Source organism: Pseudomonas sp. 2957, assembly GCF_031456345.1.
Taxonomy (GTDB): domain Bacteria; phylum Pseudomonadota; class Gammaproteobacteria; order Pseudomonadales; family Pseudomonadaceae; genus Aquipseudomonas; species Aquipseudomonas siliginis.
The window spans coordinates 905,343-922,040 of the sequence record NZ_JAVDUL010000002.1 but is presented as its reverse complement, the minus strand read 5'-3'; the positions used below and the strand labels follow the sequence as shown (position 1 = coordinate 922,040).

Below are 16,698 nucleotides of genomic sequence, written 5' to 3'. Positions count from 1 at the left end.
CGCCTGACTGACATGGACCGGATATGAACGAAAAGAGTCTGCAATTCAAATCCCTGACAGTGCTGCTGGTGCTGGTCACGGTGGCCTTTATCTGGATTCTGCTGCCGTTCTACGGCGCGGTATTCTGGGCTGTCATCCTCGGCATTCTGTTTGCGCCGGTACAGCGCAGGTTGCAGCAGAAGTTCGGCTGGCAACGCAACGTGACGTCGCTGTGCACCTTGAGCCTGTGCCTGGTGGTCGCGATTCTGCCGGTGATCATCGTCAGCATCCTGCTGGTCCAGGAAGGGGCGACGGTCTACAAGAACATTGAAAGCGGCGAGCTGGACATCGCTGCGTATCTGGCGCAGTTCAAGCACAGCCTGCCGCCTTACTTTCAGCACTTGCTCGACCGCTTTGGCATGGGCGAACTCGACAGCTTGCGCGAGAAGATCGTCAAAGCGGCGATGCAGGGCAGCCAGGCGCTGGCGACTCAGGCGTTCAGTTTCGGCCAGGGCACGTTCGAATTCGTGGTGAGCTTTTTCATCATGCTGTATCTGCTGTTTTTCTTTCTGCGTGACGGCCCCGAGCTGGCGCGCAAGATGCGCACTGCCGTGCCGCTGGAAGAAAACCACAAGCGCCGCCTGCAACTGAAGTTCAACCGCGTGGTGCGCGCGACAGTCAAAGGCAACGTGGTGGTGGCCGTGACCCAAGGTGCGCTGGGCGGGCTGATTTTCTGGTTTCTCGACATTCCCAGCGCGTTGCTCTGGGCGGTACTGATGGCGTTTCTGTCGCTGTTGCCAGCGGTGGGCGCGGGGATTGTCTGGGCGCCGGTGGCGGTGTACTTCCTGCTCAGCGGCATGATCTGGCAGGGTGTGGTGCTGGGCTTGTTCGGCGTATTCGTGATCGGCCTGGTCGATAACGTGCTGCGCCCGATCCTGGTCGGCAAAGATACCAAGATGCCCGATTACCTGATTCTGGTCTCGACCCTCGGCGGCCTCGCGGTATTCGGCCTCAACGGCTTTGTGATCGGGCCGCTGATTGCCGCATTGTTCCTGTCGAGCTGGGCGCTGTTCGTCGAGACCAAGCCCAAGGTGCAACTGCCCTAAGCGTGAAATGTGCTGCTGGCGACTTGTTGCGACAAGGCCTGCGCTGCTGGCAACGACGTGAGCGGGCCGCTGATCGGCTCGCCATCGCGCACCAGATACCAGCAAGCGAGCAAACCGGATGCACGCAGCGAAGCGGGAACTGCGCTGCCGATCACCGACATGATTTGAACCTGTGCCATGGGAAAACCTCCATCAAACTGATGGGGCTACCTTAGGGATTTGCCGGCACGACGGACAATCAACGCTTTCGATAGTGGTCATTGATGCCAGTGAGGTCTGGCGTCATTCGACCACTTGATCGAGCATGTGCATGACTTCGCGCTCATTGAGCAGGCCCTTGTGCACGAGGTTTTCGGCGAGCAGGGACAGCAGCTTGGCGCAGCGATGGCCTTCCAGGTGCTTGAGCTCGGTGAGCGCGCTGTACACCTTGTTCGAGGTGCACAGACCGACGATGCGGTGCGGGTTTTGTGTGGGCATACAGTCGTCCTTGTTGTTATCGATCTGTTGTTTACGGACGGATTCAGATTGCGGTTCCGTCATGACAAAGCGGTGACCGTTTGATGAAAAAAATCACTACGGTCGATTCCATCATGCCGACTTTAGCTGCTCAAACTGTTCTCACAGCGACCCTGGCGAGATTTTTTCAGACGTTGGCCGACCAGCGGTCATAAAAAAGCCCCGCTTGAAAACGGGGCTCTGTGTTGCGCTTACCAGCGTGGACCGCCGTAGTAGCCATGCGGGCCGCCGTAGTAGCCGTGGGGCCGACCGTAATAACCACGAGGCGGACCGTAATAGACGGGGGCCGGCTGCACGTAAACCGGTTGCTGCACATACACCGGCGCCGGCTGGTAATAGACCGGCGGTGGCGGTTGCTGCACGTAGACCGGTTGCGGCTGTACATAAACCGGCTGCTGCTGCACGTACACCGGCCGATCCTGGTTGATCAGTGCCGAGCCGATGATGGCCGAGCCGACGATCGCGCCAAACACTGCAGGGCCCTGCCAGCCATGGCCACCACCCGCTTCAGCCTGGCCGGTGACGGCAAGTGCGCCAATCAACAAAGCCATGATGGGAAGTTTACGAATCATGATAAGTCCTCGGTTCTTCGACCCGGCGCCGCGGCCTGAATCAGGCCCACAGTTGTCGCGGGGATACAGCTAAGACAGCAAATTTGCGAAATTCAGCACAGCCGCTGGGTAAATTTTGTGTAAGGTCTGTAGCGGCTTCTTTACCCGGCTGCGCAGCGCCACAGACAAGCCGCAATGATGATTCAGAACCCGGTGGGCTGGCCAATCCCGTCCATCCGAAAGTGCGTTTGAAGGAGAAGTTTCATGCAGATGAACCCGAACAAAGACACCCAATTGTGCATGTCCCTGTCCGGGCGGCCGGGGAATTTCGGTCTGCGTTTTCACAACCATTTGTATGAACAGCTGGGCCTGAACTTCTACTACAAGGCGTTCAGCAGCCAGGACCTGACCGGCGCGGTCGGTGGCATCCGGGCACTGGGCATTCGTGGCTGCGGCGTGTCGATGCCGTTCAAGGAAGCCTGCATTGCGCTGGTCGATGAGCTGGATGCGTCGGCGGCGGCGATCCAGTCGATCAACACCATCGTCAACACTGGTGGCCACCTCAAGGCCTACAACACCGATTACATCGCCGTCGCGCAATTGCTGGAGAGCCACGCGGTGCCGAAGGATTCCACCTTCGCTCTGCGTGGCAGCGGCGGCATGGCCAAAGCGGTGGCCAGCGCCCTGCGCGATGGTGGCTACAAGAACGGTTTGATTGTCGCCCGTAACGAGCGGGCCGGCCGCGCCCTGGCGGATTCGCTGGGTTATCGCTGGCAGGCAGAGCTGGGTGACGAGCGCCCGCAGATGCTGATCAATGTCACCCCGGTAGGCATGGACGGCGGGCCGGAGGCGGGGCAACTGGCGTTCGAGCCTGAAGTGATCAAAGCGGCTGAGACCGTATTCGACGTGGTGGCAATCCCATCGGAGACGCCGCTGATTGTGCGGGCGCGGGCCGAGGGCAAGCGAGTGATTACCGGGCTTGAGGTGATTGCGATTCAGGCGCTGGAGCAGTTTGTCCTCTACACCGGGGTGCGGCCGAATGAGGCTCAGTTTGCGGCGGCGGTGGATTTTGCGCGTAGCTGATTGATCTTTTAGTGGCTGGGCTGGCCTCTTCGCGAGCAGGCTCGCTCCCACAGGTTGAGCTGGAATGCGATTGAATGTGGGAGCGAGCCTGCTCGCGAAGGCGGCGCTGCGGTTCTGGATCACTATCTATAATCCTCGCCAGCACGCACAGACGTGCCCACCACTAAAACCTTAACTGAGGCCGCCCATGCATCCGCCCATCCTCAACCTCAACGAGGTCGAACTCGAAGCCCTTCCCGAAGCCCTGGCCCCTGAAGGCGACACCGCCGGTCGTTATCTGCAGCGTTTCGCGCGGATCGGCCAGCAACTCGGTGCGCAGAAACTCGGTTACCGTCTGTACGCGCTGCCAGCAGGCATGCGCGGCAGTCCATTCCACAGCCATCGGGTCAATGAGGAGATGTTCTACGTGGTGGCCGGGGAGGGCGAGGTGCGGTTGGGAGGCGAGCGTTTTCCGATCCGCGCCGGTGATGTGATCGCCTGCCCACCCGGCGGACCGGAAAAGGCTCACCAGATCATCAATACCAGCGCGGATGAGCTGCGTTATCTGGCGATCAGCACTCAGCAGCAGCCGGAGATCTGCGAGTACCCGGATTCGAACAAGTATGCGGTGATGGATAATTTCACGGTGGATGCCGAGGGCAAGGCCTCGGGCTTTGTCGCTGTCGCGCGGCAGGTGGATGGGGTGGATTACTGGGATGGGGAGTGACGCGGGCTGCTGAATATCGCGCAGACCCTGTGGGAGCGAGCCTGCTCGCGAAGGCGGCAGGTCATTCGAGGTCGTGGTGACTGACACTACGCTTTCGCGAGCAGGCTCGCTCCCACAGAGGTTCTGTTGCGATTATTCGAGGCGGGCCAGGCGTTCTTCCAGTGCGGCGATCCGCGCTTCCAGTTCTTCGATACGCTCCAGGGAAACGCCAGCGCTCGAGCGCTCCCCAGGATTTTGCCGCGCCGCCAATATTGCCTCGACATCCGCCGGGTCGCCCAGGGCATGGGTATAACGATCCTCACGCTGCCCGGCCTGACGCGGAATCAATACCGCCAAACCGCGTGCGATCAGCCGTTCAAGCTGATGAACCACCTGCTCGGCGTCCTCGAACTCGTGCATGCGTCCGCTGCGGGTCAGCAGTTCGTTGACGGTCTGCGGACCGCGCAGAAACATCAAACCCGTCAGAATCACCTGTGCCGGCACCAGTTCCAGCGCCTTGTCGACCTTGTGCTCCCAGCGGTCGGCGCGGCTGCCCATCACCAGCCGGGTGAAACCTCGACCTTCCAGCGCCCGCAGGCTCTGCCCGACCTGACCCTGATTGAGGTTCATTACCGGCTCGCGACTGGTTTTCTGATTGCAGGCCAGCACCAGTGCGTTGAGGGTCAGCGGATAGGTTTCGGGGCTGGTGGCCTGTTTTTCGATCAGCGCACCGAGAATGCGGATTTCCGTGGCATTTAACCGTGGCTGTTCGGAGGTGGATTCTTGTTCGTTGCTCATCGCGCGTTCCCTCTGCAGTCGAAGCCGCCTAGCCTAATCCTTGCCAAACAAAAGGCAAGCCGTGTGCTCATCAAGCATGGCTATAATCGCCACCACGTATTACCCAGCCATCACATGAGACTGCCATGACCATTTCACTGTACGCCGCATCCGTCCCGGTTTTTCAACAAATGCTCAACGCCCTGAGCGATGTGCTGAAAAAGGCCGAAGCCCACGCCAGCGCGAAAAACATCGACCAGAGCGTCTTCCTGCAAGCGCGTCTGTACCCGGACATGTTCCCGCTGGTGCGTCAGGTGCAGATCGCCGTGGATTTCGCCAAAGGCGTGTCGGCACGTCTGGCCGAAGTCGAACTGCCGAAGTACGACGACACTGAAACTACCTTTGCCGAACTGCAAGCGCTGATCACCAAGGTTCTGGCCTTCATTGGCGAGATCAAGCCAGAGCAGATCGACGGCAAGGAAGGCATCGAAATCGTGACCCGTCCGGGCACGCCGAAAGAGAAGCGCTTCAGTGGTCAGGCGTATCTGCTGACTTACGGCCTGCCGCAGTTCTTCTTCCACGTTACCACCACCTACGCGCTGCTGCGTCATAACGGCGTTGAAGTGGGCAAGCGCGATTACATGGGCGCGTTCTAAACACCCGGATACGAAAAAGCCCGCCAAGGTTCGCGCCTTGGCGGGCTTTTGTTTTTCTGTGGGAGCGAGCCTGCTCGCGAATGCGGCGTATCAGGCGATATTAATACTGAATGTCTCGCCCCTTTCGCGAGCAGGCTCGCTCCCACAAGGTAAGGCGGTTACGCCGTACGCTGAGCCTTCTCTTCCTCGCCCAGGCAAGCCGCCGCGGTAAACAGCACGTCAGTCGACGAGTTCAGCGCGGTCTCCGCCGAATCCTGCAGCACGCCAATAATGAAGCCCACCGCCACGACCTGCATGGCGATCTCGCTCGGGATGCCGAACAGGCTGCACGCCAGCGGAATCAGCAGCAGCGAACCACCGGCCACACCGGACGCGCCACAGGCGCAAATGGCTGCGACGACGCTGAGCAGGATTGCGGTCGGAATGTCCACTGCGATGCCCAAAGTGTGCACCGCCGCCAGGGTCAGCACGGTAATGGTGATCGCCGCACCGGCCATGTTGATGGTCGCGCCGAGCGGGATCGATACCGAGTAGGTGTCTTCGTGCAGGCCCAGGCGCTTGCTCAATTCCAGATTGACCGGAATGTTCGCCGCCGAGCTGCGGGTGAAGAACGCGGTAATGCCGCTTTCACGCAGGCACATCAGGGTCAGCGGGTACGGATTGCGGCGCAGCTTCCAGAACACGATCAGCGGGTTCATCACCAGCGCGACGAACAGCATGCAGCCCAGCAGCACCGCCAGCAGGTGCGCGTAGCCGAGCAGCGCGCCGAAACCGGAGGTGGCCAGTGTCGACGCGACCAGGCCGAAGATGCCCAGCGGCGCGAAGCGAATGACCACACGGACGATCACGGTGACGCCGTTGGACAAGTCACCCAGCACCTCGCGGGTGGTGTCGCCGGCATGCCGGATGGCAATGCCCATACCGATCGCCCAGGCCAGAATGCCGATGAAGTTGGCATTCATCAGCGCGCTGACCGGGTTGTCGACGACGCTCAGCAACAGGCTTTGCAGCACTTCGCCGATGCCGCCGGGCGCAGTCACGGCAACGTTCTCGGTGGACAACACCAGATTTGACGGGAACGCCATGCTGGCGACCACGGCCACCACCGCAGCGCTGAATGTGCCCAGCAGGTAAAGGAACAGGATTGGCCGGATGTGGGTTTCCTGGCCGTGCTTGTGGTTGGCGATCGAGGCCATCACCAGCACGAACACCAGAATCGGCGCCACGGCTTTCAACGCCGAGACAAACACCTTGCCGATGAACGCGGTGGACTTCGCCAGCTCCGGTGCAATCAGGGCCAGGGCAATACCGGCGATCAGACCAATGACGATCTGGCTGACCAGACTCAGGCGTTTCAGGCGTTGCAGTAACGAAGGGGATGAAGCGGTCATAGCGGCATCTCTGTTTTTTATAGGGTGCGAAGCGTCGTGGGCAGTCACGAAACGCCTGTCGAAGTGACATCAACGCCGCCAAACGGCACGTTGAACAGCTGTACGATTTTCAGGGCGCGGACTTTATCACAGCGTAAGCGTGAACCTTCAGGCCTGTGACGATCTGCCACCGGATCGGCCCGGCAGATCGGCAGTTTTGGGCAACTCAGTGCGGACGCAGTCTGTTAAGCTTCGCCATCCTCATTTTCAAGTTCTGCCAGCGGGCCTCCGGGTCATCGCTGGTGTCGTCGTTTTGCTGGAGTTGCGCATGCTGTTGCCTATTCTTCTGTTGTCCGCCGCCGGGTTCACGGTGCTGACCACGGAATTCGTCATTGTCGGCCTGTTGCCGGCGATCGCCCGAGACCTCGAAGTCAGCATCCCGCAAGCCGGGCTGCTGGTGACCTTGTTTGCCTTTACCGTGGCGCTGTTCGGCCCATTCCTGACCGCGTATTTCGCCCGTTTCGAACGGCGCAAACTGTTCATCAGCATTCTGATCATGTTCGGTCTGGCCAATACCGTTGCAGCGTTGGCGCCGAATATCTGGGTGATGGCCATCGCGCGTCTGATTCCGGCGTTGGGTTTGCCGGTGTTCTGGGCCTTGGCCAGTGAGACAGCGGTGGACATCGTCGGCCCGGATTTCGCCGGCCGCGCCATCGCCAAGATCGGCTTCGGTATCGTCTGCGCCACGGTGTTTGGCATTCCGGTCGGCACGCTGATTTCCGACGCGTTCGGCTGGCGCAGCGCATTCGGCATTCTGGCGTTGATCGCATTTGCCAAAGCCTTGCTGCTGTTTGTCTATCTGCCGAAAACCAGTCTGCACCAGCATCAGGTCAGCTTCCGTTCACAATTCAAGATCCTGCGCAGCCCGCTGATGCTCGGCCATATCTTGTTGTCGATTCTGGTGTTCAGCGGCATGTTTACCGCTTACACCTACCTTGCCGACATCCTCGAACGACTCGCCGGTTTCAACGGCACCGTGGTCGGCTGGTGCCTGATGGCGTTTGGCGCAGTCGGGCTGATCGGCAACTCGCTTGGCGGGCGTGCGGTGGATCGGCATCCGCTGGGGGCGTCGGTGTTGTTCTGCGCGTTCATGATCGCCGGTATGGTTTCGCTGGTGCCGAACATTCATTCGCCAGTGGGGCTGGCGGTGGCGATGGGCATCTGGGGCGTGACTCAGGCGGCGTTGTTCCTGGTCAGCCATGTGCGCTTGATGAAAGCCGCGCCGGAAGCGCCGGCCTTTGCCGCGTCGCTGAACATCGCCGGAGCCAATCTCGGTATCGGCTTGGGGGCGATGGTCGGCGGCCGGGTGATCGACAGTGCCGGGCTGGGCTTCCTGGGCTTTGCCGCTGCCGGCTTCATTTTGCTGTCGGTGTTCCTCGCCATGGTGCTGATGACGCTCAAACCACGGGAAGTCTGCGCTTCATAACCCGGTAAACAACTCGCGTCGGGCACCTTCGGTAATCGCTACGATGCCAGGGTGCTTGACCTTGCGTTCCACCGAAATGGCATAGAACGACTCGCTCACCGCGTCGGTCTGGCCGATCAGCTCGACGCCGTACTGGCGCTTCACTTCCTCGGCAATCACGCTCGGGCCAATAAAGATCCCGCTGCCGGATTGGCCGAAGGCCTGCATCAAAGCGCTGTCATCGAATTCGCCGACAATCTGCGGCTGGATCTGCTGTTCGGCGAACCAGCGCTGCAAACGGCTGCGCACCACGGTTTCCGCGCCGGGAATCAGCAGCGGTGCGCCGTGCAGGCTGCGCGGGAAATCCTGGCCATACTGCGCGGCAAGTTCGGCGGTGGCGAAGAAACTGATCCCGCATTCACCGAGCTTCTGGCTGTAGCCTTTGATGTCCAGATGCGAAGGCATCGGGCTGTCGGAAATCACCAGATCCAGACGCTGAATGGCCAGATCGGCGAGCAGGCGCTCGAGTTTGTCCTCGCGGCAGGTGATGCGCAGCGGCTCGCTCAATTCCATGGTCGGCGCGATCAGGCGATAAACAATCGATTTGGGCACCACATCGGCCACGCCGACGCGAAAGAGGATCTGCTGCTCGTTGGGCTGCGCACGCAGCATCAGCTCCAGCTCGCCGCCCAGTTGAAACATTTGCTCGGCGTAGGGCAGGGCCTGGCGCCCGGCTTCCGTGAGCTCCAACTGGCGGCCAACCCGGCGAAACAATTCCACGCCATAGGTTTGTTCGAGCAGTGAAATCTGTCCGCTGATCGTCTGTGGCGTCAGGTTCAGCTGCTCGCACGCCCGGACGATGCTGCCGGTTTTGGCTACAACCCAGAAGTAATGCAGTTGTCGGTAATTGAGCATAGTGATGGCCACTTCGTGAAAACCGAAGTATAGCCGCTAAAAATACGAATTTTCCTGAAGTGTTCATCTCCCTAGAATGCCCAGCCATCGACGGCCGGTGTGTGCGCCTGTCTGTTTATTCGAAGGAAACCTTATGAAATACACATTTCCCGCAGTGATGTTTGCGTCTTTACTGGTTCTGGCCGGTTGTGATCAGGCGGAAAAAAGCGCCCAGCAACTGATGGGCGCGGCGGCTGAAACCGCCAAACAAGCAATCGACGACACCCATAAAGCCGCTGAGCAAGCGCTCAGCGATGCCACTGGTGGTTTGATCGAGAAAAAAGAAACACCGGAAAAACAAGCGGAAGAATCCGAATCTTCCTCCAAGACCATCTAAACCGTCTTACACAGAGTCAGGACTGACCCATGGAATATCTGTTAGAACTCGCCGCCAGCCCCACCGCTTGGGTTGCTTTGGCCACACTGGTGGTAATGGAAATCGTGCTCGGCATCGATAACCTGATCTTTATTTCGATCCTGACCAACAAATTGCCCGAACAGCATCGGCAGAAGGCGCGTCGTATCGGTATCGGCATGGCCCTGATTCTGCGTCTGGCCCTGTTGAGCACCATCGCGTTCATCGTGCAGTTGACCGAGCCTGTGATCGAAATCCTTGGCCAGGCGTTCTCCTGGAAGGACATGATCCTGATCGCCGGTGGCCTGTTCCTGGTGTGGAAGGCCACGACCGAGATCCATCACAGCATGGACCCGTCGCCGGAAGACCCGAAGACCGCGACTTCCACCGTAACGCTTGGTTTTGCCGCGGCCATCGGTCAGATCCTGATGCTCGACATGGTGTTCTCGATCGACAGCATCATTACCGCTGTCGGCATGACTGAACACTTGCCGATCATGATCATCGCGGTGGTGGTGTCGGTGCTGGTGATGCTGCTCGCGGCTGATCCGCTGGCCAAGTTCATCAACGACAACCCGACCGTGGTCATGCTGGCGCTGGGCTTCCTGATCATGATCGGCATGACGCTGATCGCTGAGGGCTTCGGCGCCCACGTACCGAAAGGTTATGTGTACGCGGCCATGGCGTTCTCGGCCGGTATCGAAGTGTTGAACATGCTGTCGCGCCGGGCGAAGCAGAAGAAGGTTGCTCAGCAGGCGTAATTGCTGAGAACACAAAAAACCGCCTGGGCTGGTTGAGCTCAGGCGGTTTTTTTTCGCTTTGGTGTTGGGGGGTGTGGTTTAGAGCTTGCCCCTCATCGGAACGCCGCCCGCCCAGCCCTCTCCCGAGGGAGAGGGGGCCGATTGAGTGGCTTTTCAGATCCTGAGTTCGGCTGCATATTTCACGTCGACCTAATTCGGAAGAACAACCCGGTCAGTTCCCTCTCCCTCCGAGAGAGGGCTAGGGTGAGGGGCTCTTGATCTTCAATGCGCAGCAGCGTGCCGCACTGGATGCTTCTCTGTTTTCTCAACCGGCATCGTCTGCACCGGATGATGCCGCCGCGAAATCCGCAGCACACCCCACAACATGGCAGTCGCCACGGCCAGCCAGCCGGCTATCAACATCACAATGGTCATGGTCAGGCTCATTGGTGCCTCCTCTTCGCCCTGCGTCGGGCGCTCGCTTTTCGCAATTCGCTCTATTTCAGTGACAGTCTAGTCAATGGGGTGTTTCAAGCTATTGACCAAAGGTCGTTAGTGACCAATCAGTTTGCTCGATGCAATCGCCCGCTCTGCGGTTTAAGGCTATACCGCAGGCGGGTGCGGCTCTATGATCGCTGGCGTTGCCGGAACACGATGACCGGCGTCTGGAAGAGAGTGACGATGGTTCAGGTATTTTCTCGAGTGCGCGGAGCGTTGCTTGCCGGCGCTTGCGCGGTGTTGCTGAGCGGATGCGCGGGCAACGTGGCCCCGGAAGTCAAGCGCTTGCCGGAGCGGGTTGAGCTCAGTGGCACCTTTTATCGTGGCGAAGCCAATCAGAGCGGGCCGCAGGTGCTCGCCAGTCTGCTGTCGCAACAAGGCATCGTCATCACCCCGGGCCTTCTGGAAAAACCGCTGCACTTGCCGGGGGCTGAGGACAAGTTGCAGCAGAACATGCAGAACCTCGCCCGCGAATATGGCCTGGTGGTTTATCCGCTCGACAGCGAGCTGCCAGCCTTGCTGACCCAGGTCGCGGCGGGCTATCCGGTCATGGTACGTTTCAGCGAAGGTTCGGCATTCTGGGCCGAGCCGCGTTACGCGATCCTGTCCGGCTACGACCGCAACAAACAGAAGGTCCTGCTGCGCGCCGGCATGAATCGTCGGCAGTTGATGGATTTCGGCAGCTTTCAAGCAGCGCTCGAAAAGGCCGGTGGCTGGGCGATCCTGATTCAGAAACCGTCGCAGATCCCGGCAGCCGTCGACCGCTCCCTTTGGCTGAAAGCCGCCGATGAACTGGCGCAGGCCGGTGAAGAAAACGCTGCGGCGCAGGCGCGAAAGGCTCTGGCGGCGCAATAAACCTCCGTTCGTCATCTGCCGGGCACGACTGCGCCGGGCCGGCCTCTGAAGATTAATGCCCGTGCTTCGCGGGTGAATCAAGGAGGCAACATGGCAGATTCCCAAACCCCGAAAGGCCCACACTCGTCCGAACATTCCTCGGGCGATGATCTGGGCTTCGATCCGGATTCGCCGGACCTCGAGGATCCGCAAGTTGATCCGGTCGGTCCGGCTAAGGCCCCGCAGGATGTCGAGCCCGGTGAAGATCCGAAGAAACCGGCCAAGCCCTATGATCCGTTAGCCGATCTGAAACCTTGATGTGAGGTGCGTATGAGTACCGATTCAAGCTTCGATGACCACAAACCTGACAGCGTACCGACCACGCCGGAGCCGGAGGTTGATCCGGTGCTGGACCCGGACAGCCCGATGCGCGACCCGATGGCGCGGCCAAATGTGCTGACGCCGGACGTTTCGCCAGAGCCGAGCTCGGGCGATGGCATTCCTGATGACGACAAGATGCCACTGCCCAACGACTGACGCGCAGACGAAAAAAAGCCCCGAACATTCGGGGCTTTTTCATGATTGCCGGATCTACTTTGCCGCTTCGACCACGCCGCTCTGACGGCTCTTGAGGTTCTTGTCGGCTTTGTACTGCTGTGCCACCGCTGGAACACTCGCGCTGCGCCCGGTTTCCACCCAGCTGCGGATACGGCTGGCGTCGGCAAAATGCGTATATTTGCCAAACGCATCGAGAATCACCAGGGCGACCGGACGGTTGCCCATCTTCGTCACCAGCACCAGGCAATGGCCGGCCGGGTTGGTAAAACCGGTCTTGGTAATCTTGATGTCCCAATCGGCCTTGGTAACCAAGTGGTCGGTATTGCGGAAGCCCAAGGTGTAGTTGGGCTTGCGGAACGCCACGGTCTTTTCCTTGGTGGTGGTCAGTTGCACCAGAAGCGGTTGCTTGTGCGCGGCCACCAGCAATTTGCTCAGGTCGCGGGCGGTGGAAACGTTGCGCTCTGACAGCCCGGTCGGCTCGACAAAGTGCGTGCTGGTCATGCCCAGCGCCTTGGCCTTGGCGTTCATTGCCGCAATAAAAGCAGCGTAGCCACCTGGATAGTGGTGCGCGAGGCTGGCGGCGGCGCGGTTTTCCGAAGACATCAAGGCGATCAGCAGCATCTCGCGGCGAGGCAGCTCACTCTTGAGTTTGACGCGGGAGAACACACCCTTCATTTCCGGGGTGTTCCTGATATCGACATCGATCCATTCGTCCATGTTCTGTCGAGCTTCCACCACGACAAGGCCAGTCATCAGCTTGCTGACGGAAGCGATCGGTACGATCACGTCAGGGTTGCTGGAATAAATGACTTTGTTGGTCTGCATATCCATGAGCAGGGCGCTGCCAGACGCGATCTTCAATGTCGAAGCGTCACGTGGAGCAGCGGTGGTTTCCGCAGCGTTGATCGTTGGCGTGATGAATGTGCCTGTAACAGCAAACAACAGGCTCAGAATCGAGAGACGAATTTTCACGCGGGCGAACTCTAAAAGGTTGGATATACCGTTAGTTTGTAACGGGTTATTTCTCAAAACCGGCGCATTTTAGGAGTATGGCTGAAGAACTGTCGATGGTTGTTTGTAAGACCTGAAAATCTCGTGAAAAGGCCTGTAAAAAGAGCGGTTTCCGGCGAACGGTTGAAGTTTTTTCTCAGGCAAGAAAAACCCCGCACGAGGCGGGGTTCTGATGCGGCGTAAAAACCCGGTCAGACGTGCAGGGTTTCTGCGGCGTAGAGCGTGTTTTCCAGCAGGCAGGCGCGGGTCATCGGGCCAACGCCGCCCGGTACCGGGGTGATCCAGCCGGCGCGGGGCAGGGCGGTTTCGTAAACGACATCACCGACCAGTTTGCCGTCGTCCTGACGGTTGATGCCGACGTCGATCACGATCGCGCCTTCCTTGATCCACTCGCCCTTGACCAGGCCCGGCTTGCCGGCGGCAACGACCACCAGATCAGCGCGGCCGACGTGGCCCGCCAGATCCTTGGTGAAGCGGTGAGTCACAGTGACGGTGCAGCCGGCCAGCAGCAATTCCATGGCCATCGGGCGACCGACGATATTGGAGGCGCCCACGACTACCGCGTCCATCCCGTAAAGATCAGCGCCAGTGCTTTCCAGCAAGGTCATGATGCCTTTCGGGGTGCAGGGGCGCAGCAGCGGAATACGCTGGGCCAGGCGGCCGACGTTGTAGGGATGGAAACCGTCGACGTCTTTGTCCGGGCGGATGCGTTCCAGCAGCTTGGACGCGTCGAGGTGTTCGGGCAGAGGCAACTGCAGGAGAACGCCGTCGATAGCCGGATCGTCGTTGAGGCGATCGATCAGATCGGTCAGGGCGTCCTGAGTGGTGTCGGAGGGCAGGTCGTAGGCTTGAGAGAGGAAGCCAACCTCTTCACAGTCTTTACGCTTGTGCGAGACATAAACCTGAGAGGCAGGATCGCTGCCGACCAGGATCACCGCGAGGCCGGGGGTGCGCAGGCCTTGCTGGCGACGCTCGGCAACTCGTTGGGCGATCTGCTGGCGCAGGCTGGCGGCGATCGATTTGCCGTCGATTAGTTGTGCAGTCATTGCGCGTGATTAACCATCGAGAGGGGAAAAAATGAGAACGCATTCTCGCATGTCGAGCGGTGAGGGCAAAGGCGCTTGGTCAGCAAATTCCTCTAACTCCTTTAATTAAATGAATTTTTTTCAAAAAGGATTTGACGACCTTTGGAGCCCTCTATACTATTCGTCGCACTTGTCGGGCACAGCCTAGCACTGGTTAAGAAGGTGAAGCGGAATCAAGGTTCTGCGACACTGGAAAGCACTTAGTTTGTAGTCCTTTAAGAGTACAGATTAACAAGGCGCCCGTAGCTCAGCTGGATAGAGCATCCGCCTTCTAAGCGGATGGTCGCAGGTTCGAGTCCTGCCGGGTGCGCCATTAGGCAGCTTTGGCACAAGTAACGCGATATGGTGGGCGTAGCTCAGTTGGTAGAGCACGGGATTGTGACTCCCGTTGTCGTGGGTTCGATCCCCATCGTCCACCCCATATTTCGAAAGGCGCCAGATTTAACGGTCTGGCGCCTTTGCTTTAAAAGCTTCATCCGCGGATGTGGTGGAATTGGTAGACACACTGGATTTAGGTTCCAGCGCCGCGAGGCGTAAGAGTTCGAGTCTCTTCATCCGCACCAAATAAAGCTTCATCTGTGCCTAGGGCCTGATGAAGTTTCGACAAAGAAGTTGTTTGGCTTTTTTGTTACGCAATATGGTGGGCGTAGCTCAGTTGGTAGAGCACGGGATTGTGACTCCCGTTGTCGTGGGTTCGATCCCCATCGTCCACCCCATATTTCGAAAGGCGCCAGATTTAACAGTCTGGCGCCTTTTTTGTTTTAGCGGTTTCGAAATCCGGCCATGGCCGATTTCGAAGCGCAGGGCAGGGCACTTCATCGCTTTTAAAGGATCCGATGACGCTGAGCTGCTCGTCGTTCCGGTTTTGCTGGAACACCTGTCGAGGCGTATCTGATAGTTGCTTCTATATATAGAAGCGTTGCTGCAGAGCCCTGACGTGATCGCTTGTATTCGCCAGTGGAGTGCACGGCATTCGTGCGGCGCTCCCTATAAATTGCCTGCTGTTTTTTTACCCGTTTCCAGTAGGGTGACTTCTTGAGTTTGACCCACTAGAATGCATGCCCTTGATTCTGGGGTCGGAAACGGCCGGCTAACGTCTGTGCAACGAGGAATATCCATGCAAGTTTCTGTTGAAAATACTACTGCTCTCGAGCGCCGCATGAGCGTCACCGTGCCGGCAGAGCGCATCGAGACTCAGGTCAACAAGCGTCTGCAGCAGACTGCCCAAAAGGCCAAAATTGCTGGCTTCCGTCCAGGCAAAGTGCCAATGAGCGAAATCAAGCGCCGTTTCGGTGCTGATGCGCGTCAGGAAGCGGTAGGCGACGTCATCCAGTCTTCCTTCTACGAAGCTGTGGTCGAGCAGAAGCTCAACCCTGCCGGTTCGCCTTCGATCGAGCCAAAGTCGCTCGAAGCGGGCAAGGATCTGGAATACGTTGCTGTATTCGAAGTCTTCCCTGAGTTCACCGTTGCTGGCTTCGAAGGCATCACCGTTGAGCGTCTGAGCGCTGAAGTGGCTGACGCTGATCTGGACAAGATGCTCGACATCCTGCGCAAGCAGAACACCCGTTTCGAAGTGGCCGACCGCGCTGCGCAGAACGAAGATCAGCTGAACATCGATTTCGTTGGCAAGGTTGACGGCGAAGTGTTCGCTGGCGGCTCCGCCAAGGGTACTCAGCTGGTGCTGGGTTCCGGCCGCATGATCCCGGGCTTCGAAGAAGGCCTGGTTGGCGCTAAAGCCGGCGAAGAACGCGTTCTGAACCTGACCTTCCCTGAGGACTATCAGAACCTGGACCTGGCTGGCAAAACCGCCGAGTTCACCGTGACCGTCAACACTGTGTCCGAGCCTAAGCTGCCTGAGCTGAACGAAGAGTTCTTCGCTCAATTCGGCATCAAGGAAAGCGGCATCGACGGTTTCCGCACCGAAGTTCGCAAGAACATGGAGCGTGAACTGCGTCAGGCGATCAAATCGAAGGTCAAGAATCAGGTAATGGACGGTCTGCTGGCCACCAACCCGATCGAAGTGCCAAAGGCTCTGCTGTCCAACGAAGTTGACCGTCTGCGCGTGCAGGCTGTTCAGCAGTTCGGCGGCAACATCAAGCCAGACCAACTGCCGGCCGAGCTGTTCGAAGAGCAAGCCAAGCGCCGCGTCGTGCTGGGCCTGATCGTTGCTGAAGTAGTCAAGCAGTTCGATCTGAAGCCTGATGAAGCTCGCGTTCGCGAAATGATTCAGGAAATGGCTTCCGCTTACCAGGAGCCAGAGCAGGTCGTGTCGTGGTACTACAAAAACGAGCAGCAACTGAACGAAGTGCGTTCGGTTGTGCTGGAAGAACAAGTTGTGGATACTGTTCTGCAGAAAGCTAGTGTGACCGACAAATCGGTCTCCTACGAAGAAGCAGTCAAGCCGGTAGAAGCTCCAGCAGCCGACTGATTGATTTTGCGTTAGAAGTGCACACCATAAGCCAGCTCTCGAGCTGG

20 protein-coding genes and 4 tRNA genes are annotated in these 16,698 nt (G+C 58.9%); 15 read left to right on the top strand and 9 right to left on the bottom strand.

Annotated features, from left to right (window positions below; translation table 11 throughout):
• The first annotated feature begins 23 nt into the window (after positions 1–23).
• Entirely contained in the window at positions 24–1,085 is a 1,062-nt protein-coding gene (locus J2Y39_RS09635) for an AI-2E family transporter (RefSeq protein WP_041477173.1), read from the top strand.
• Here the strand turns inward: J2Y39_RS09635 and J2Y39_RS09630 are convergent.
• The 3 genes from J2Y39_RS09630 to J2Y39_RS09620 form a co-directional block, all read right to left on the bottom strand.
• Complete coding sequence (locus tag J2Y39_RS09630) at positions 1,082–1,264, bottom strand: hypothetical protein (protein WP_041477171.1); 183 nt, start codon at positions 1,262–1,264, stop codon at positions 1,082–1,084. The genes J2Y39_RS09635 and J2Y39_RS09630 overlap by 4 nt on opposite strands.
• A gap of 103 nt (positions 1,265–1,367) precedes the next feature.
• Complete coding sequence (locus J2Y39_RS09625; RefSeq protein ID WP_056789862.1) at positions 1,368–1,562, bottom strand: hypothetical protein; 195 nt, start codon at positions 1,560–1,562, stop codon at positions 1,368–1,370.
• A gap of 230 nt (positions 1,563–1,792) precedes the next feature.
• Positions 1,793–2,173 (bottom strand): hypothetical protein, encoded by a 381-nt coding sequence (locus J2Y39_RS09620; protein WP_024013471.1) that lies wholly within the window; start codon positions 2,171–2,173, stop codon positions 1,793–1,795.
• Between the two features lie 243 nt (positions 2,174–2,416).
• Between J2Y39_RS09620 and J2Y39_RS09615 the strand changes: the two genes are divergently transcribed.
• Positions 2,417–3,235: a shikimate 5-dehydrogenase gene (locus J2Y39_RS09615; protein WP_122508131.1), complete on the top strand. Its 819-nt coding sequence runs from the start codon at positions 2,417–2,419 to the stop codon at positions 3,233–3,235.
• Between the two features lie 187 nt (positions 3,236–3,422).
• On the top strand, positions 3,423–3,941 hold the full coding sequence (locus J2Y39_RS09610) for a cupin domain-containing protein (RefSeq protein WP_252876595.1): 519 nt from the start codon (positions 3,423–3,425) through the stop codon (positions 3,939–3,941).
• 132 nt (positions 3,942–4,073) lie between these two features.
• Here J2Y39_RS09610 and J2Y39_RS09605 read toward each other — a convergent pair whose 3' ends face one another.
• The gene (locus J2Y39_RS09605) at positions 4,074–4,718 is read right to left on the bottom strand and encodes a YceH family protein (RefSeq protein WP_150741184.1); all 645 of its coding nucleotides are present in this window, start codon (positions 4,716–4,718) and stop codon (positions 4,074–4,076) included.
• A gap of 125 nt (positions 4,719–4,843) precedes the next feature.
• Here J2Y39_RS09605 and J2Y39_RS09600 point away from each other — a divergent pair, with 125 nt between their 5' ends.
• Positions 4,844–5,353 carry a DUF1993 family protein gene (locus tag J2Y39_RS09600; RefSeq protein ID WP_041477165.1) on the top strand — a complete coding sequence of 170 codons (510 nt, stop codon included), beginning with the start codon at positions 4,844–4,846 and terminating at the stop codon, positions 5,351–5,353.
• A 158-nt stretch (positions 5,354–5,511) separates the two neighbouring features.
• On the opposite strand, the gene sstT is transcribed toward J2Y39_RS09600, so the two are convergent.
• Positions 5,512–6,744, bottom strand: coding sequence for a serine/threonine transporter SstT (gene sstT / locus J2Y39_RS09595; protein WP_024013468.1), 1,233 nt, complete (start codon positions 6,742–6,744; stop codon positions 5,512–5,514).
• A 307-nt stretch (positions 6,745–7,051) separates the two neighbouring features.
• Between sstT and J2Y39_RS09590 the strand changes: the two genes are divergently transcribed.
• On the top strand, positions 7,052–8,209 hold the full coding sequence (locus J2Y39_RS09590) for an MFS transporter (RefSeq protein WP_024013467.1): 1,158 nt from the start codon (positions 7,052–7,054) through the stop codon (positions 8,207–8,209).
• Here the strand turns inward: J2Y39_RS09590 and nhaR are convergent.
• Positions 8,204–9,103 carry a transcriptional activator NhaR gene (gene nhaR, locus J2Y39_RS09585; RefSeq protein ID WP_016775345.1) on the bottom strand — a complete coding sequence of 300 codons (900 nt, stop codon included), beginning with the start codon at positions 9,101–9,103 and terminating at the stop codon, positions 8,204–8,206. The two genes, J2Y39_RS09590 and nhaR, sit on opposite strands and share 6 nt — an antisense overlap.
• A gap of 133 nt (positions 9,104–9,236) precedes the next feature.
• Here nhaR and J2Y39_RS09580 point away from each other — a divergent pair, with 133 nt between their 5' ends.
• Together J2Y39_RS09580 and J2Y39_RS09575 are read left to right on the top strand one after the other, a co-directional pair.
• Complete coding sequence (locus tag J2Y39_RS09580) at positions 9,237–9,479, top strand: hypothetical protein (protein WP_024013465.1); 243 nt, start codon at positions 9,237–9,239, stop codon at positions 9,477–9,479.
• Between the two features lie 29 nt (positions 9,480–9,508).
• Positions 9,509–10,258, top strand: coding sequence for a TerC family protein (locus J2Y39_RS09575; protein ID WP_016775343.1), 750 nt, complete (start codon positions 9,509–9,511; stop codon positions 10,256–10,258).
• Between the two features lie 261 nt (positions 10,259–10,519).
• On the opposite strand, the gene J2Y39_RS09570 is transcribed toward J2Y39_RS09575, so the two are convergent.
• A complete protein-coding gene (locus J2Y39_RS09570) occupies positions 10,520–10,684 on the bottom strand; it encodes a hypothetical protein (protein ID WP_164488349.1) in 165 nt (54 codons plus the stop codon).
• Positions 10,685–10,918: 234 nt separating this feature from the next.
• Between J2Y39_RS09570 and J2Y39_RS09565 the strand changes: the two genes are divergently transcribed.
• The 3 genes from J2Y39_RS09565 (at position 10,919) to J2Y39_RS09555 (ending at position 12,106) form a co-directional block, all read left to right on the top strand.
• Positions 10,919–11,590, top strand: a complete 672-nt coding sequence (locus J2Y39_RS09565; RefSeq protein WP_310217018.1) for a peptidase C39 family protein — start codon at positions 10,919–10,921, stop codon at positions 11,588–11,590.
• Between the two features lie 90 nt (positions 11,591–11,680).
• Positions 11,681–11,887 (top strand): DUF6021 family protein, encoded by a 207-nt coding sequence (locus J2Y39_RS09560; protein ID WP_056788754.1) that lies wholly within the window; start codon positions 11,681–11,683, stop codon positions 11,885–11,887.
• Between the two features lie 12 nt (positions 11,888–11,899).
• Entirely contained in the window at positions 11,900–12,106 is a 207-nt protein-coding gene (locus J2Y39_RS09555; protein WP_041477156.1) for a hypothetical protein, read from the top strand.
• Between the two features lie 54 nt (positions 12,107–12,160).
• On the opposite strand, the gene pbpG is transcribed toward J2Y39_RS09555, so the two are convergent.
• Positions 12,161–13,099, bottom strand: coding sequence for a D-alanyl-D-alanine endopeptidase (gene pbpG / locus J2Y39_RS09550; protein ID WP_310217015.1), 939 nt, complete (start codon positions 13,097–13,099; stop codon positions 12,161–12,163).
• A 230-nt stretch (positions 13,100–13,329) separates the two neighbouring features.
• A complete protein-coding gene (gene folD / locus J2Y39_RS09545; protein WP_016775338.1) occupies positions 13,330–14,184 on the bottom strand; it encodes a bifunctional methylenetetrahydrofolate dehydrogenase/methenyltetrahydrofolate cyclohydrolase FolD in 855 nt (284 codons plus the stop codon).
• Between the two features lie 275 nt (positions 14,185–14,459).
• On the opposite strand from folD, the gene J2Y39_RS09540 reads away from it, so the two are divergent.
• The 5 genes from J2Y39_RS09540 (at position 14,460) to tig (ending at position 16,651) form a co-directional block, all read left to right on the top strand.
• A tRNA-Arg gene (locus J2Y39_RS09540) sits at positions 14,460–14,536 on the top strand.
• Between the two features lie 32 nt (positions 14,537–14,568).
• Positions 14,569–14,644: transfer RNA gene (locus J2Y39_RS09535), tRNA-His, on the top strand.
• Between the two features lie 57 nt (positions 14,645–14,701).
• Positions 14,702–14,786: transfer RNA gene (locus tag J2Y39_RS09530), tRNA-Leu, on the top strand.
• Positions 14,787–14,863: 77 nt separating this feature from the next.
• Positions 14,864–14,939 (top strand) — tRNA-His (locus J2Y39_RS09525).
• A gap of 401 nt (positions 14,940–15,340) precedes the next feature.
• Positions 15,341–16,651: a trigger factor gene (gene tig, locus J2Y39_RS09520; RefSeq protein ID WP_016775337.1), complete on the top strand. Its 1,311-nt coding sequence runs from the start codon at positions 15,341–15,343 to the stop codon at positions 16,649–16,651.
• Positions 16,652–16,698 lie beyond the last annotated feature (47 nt).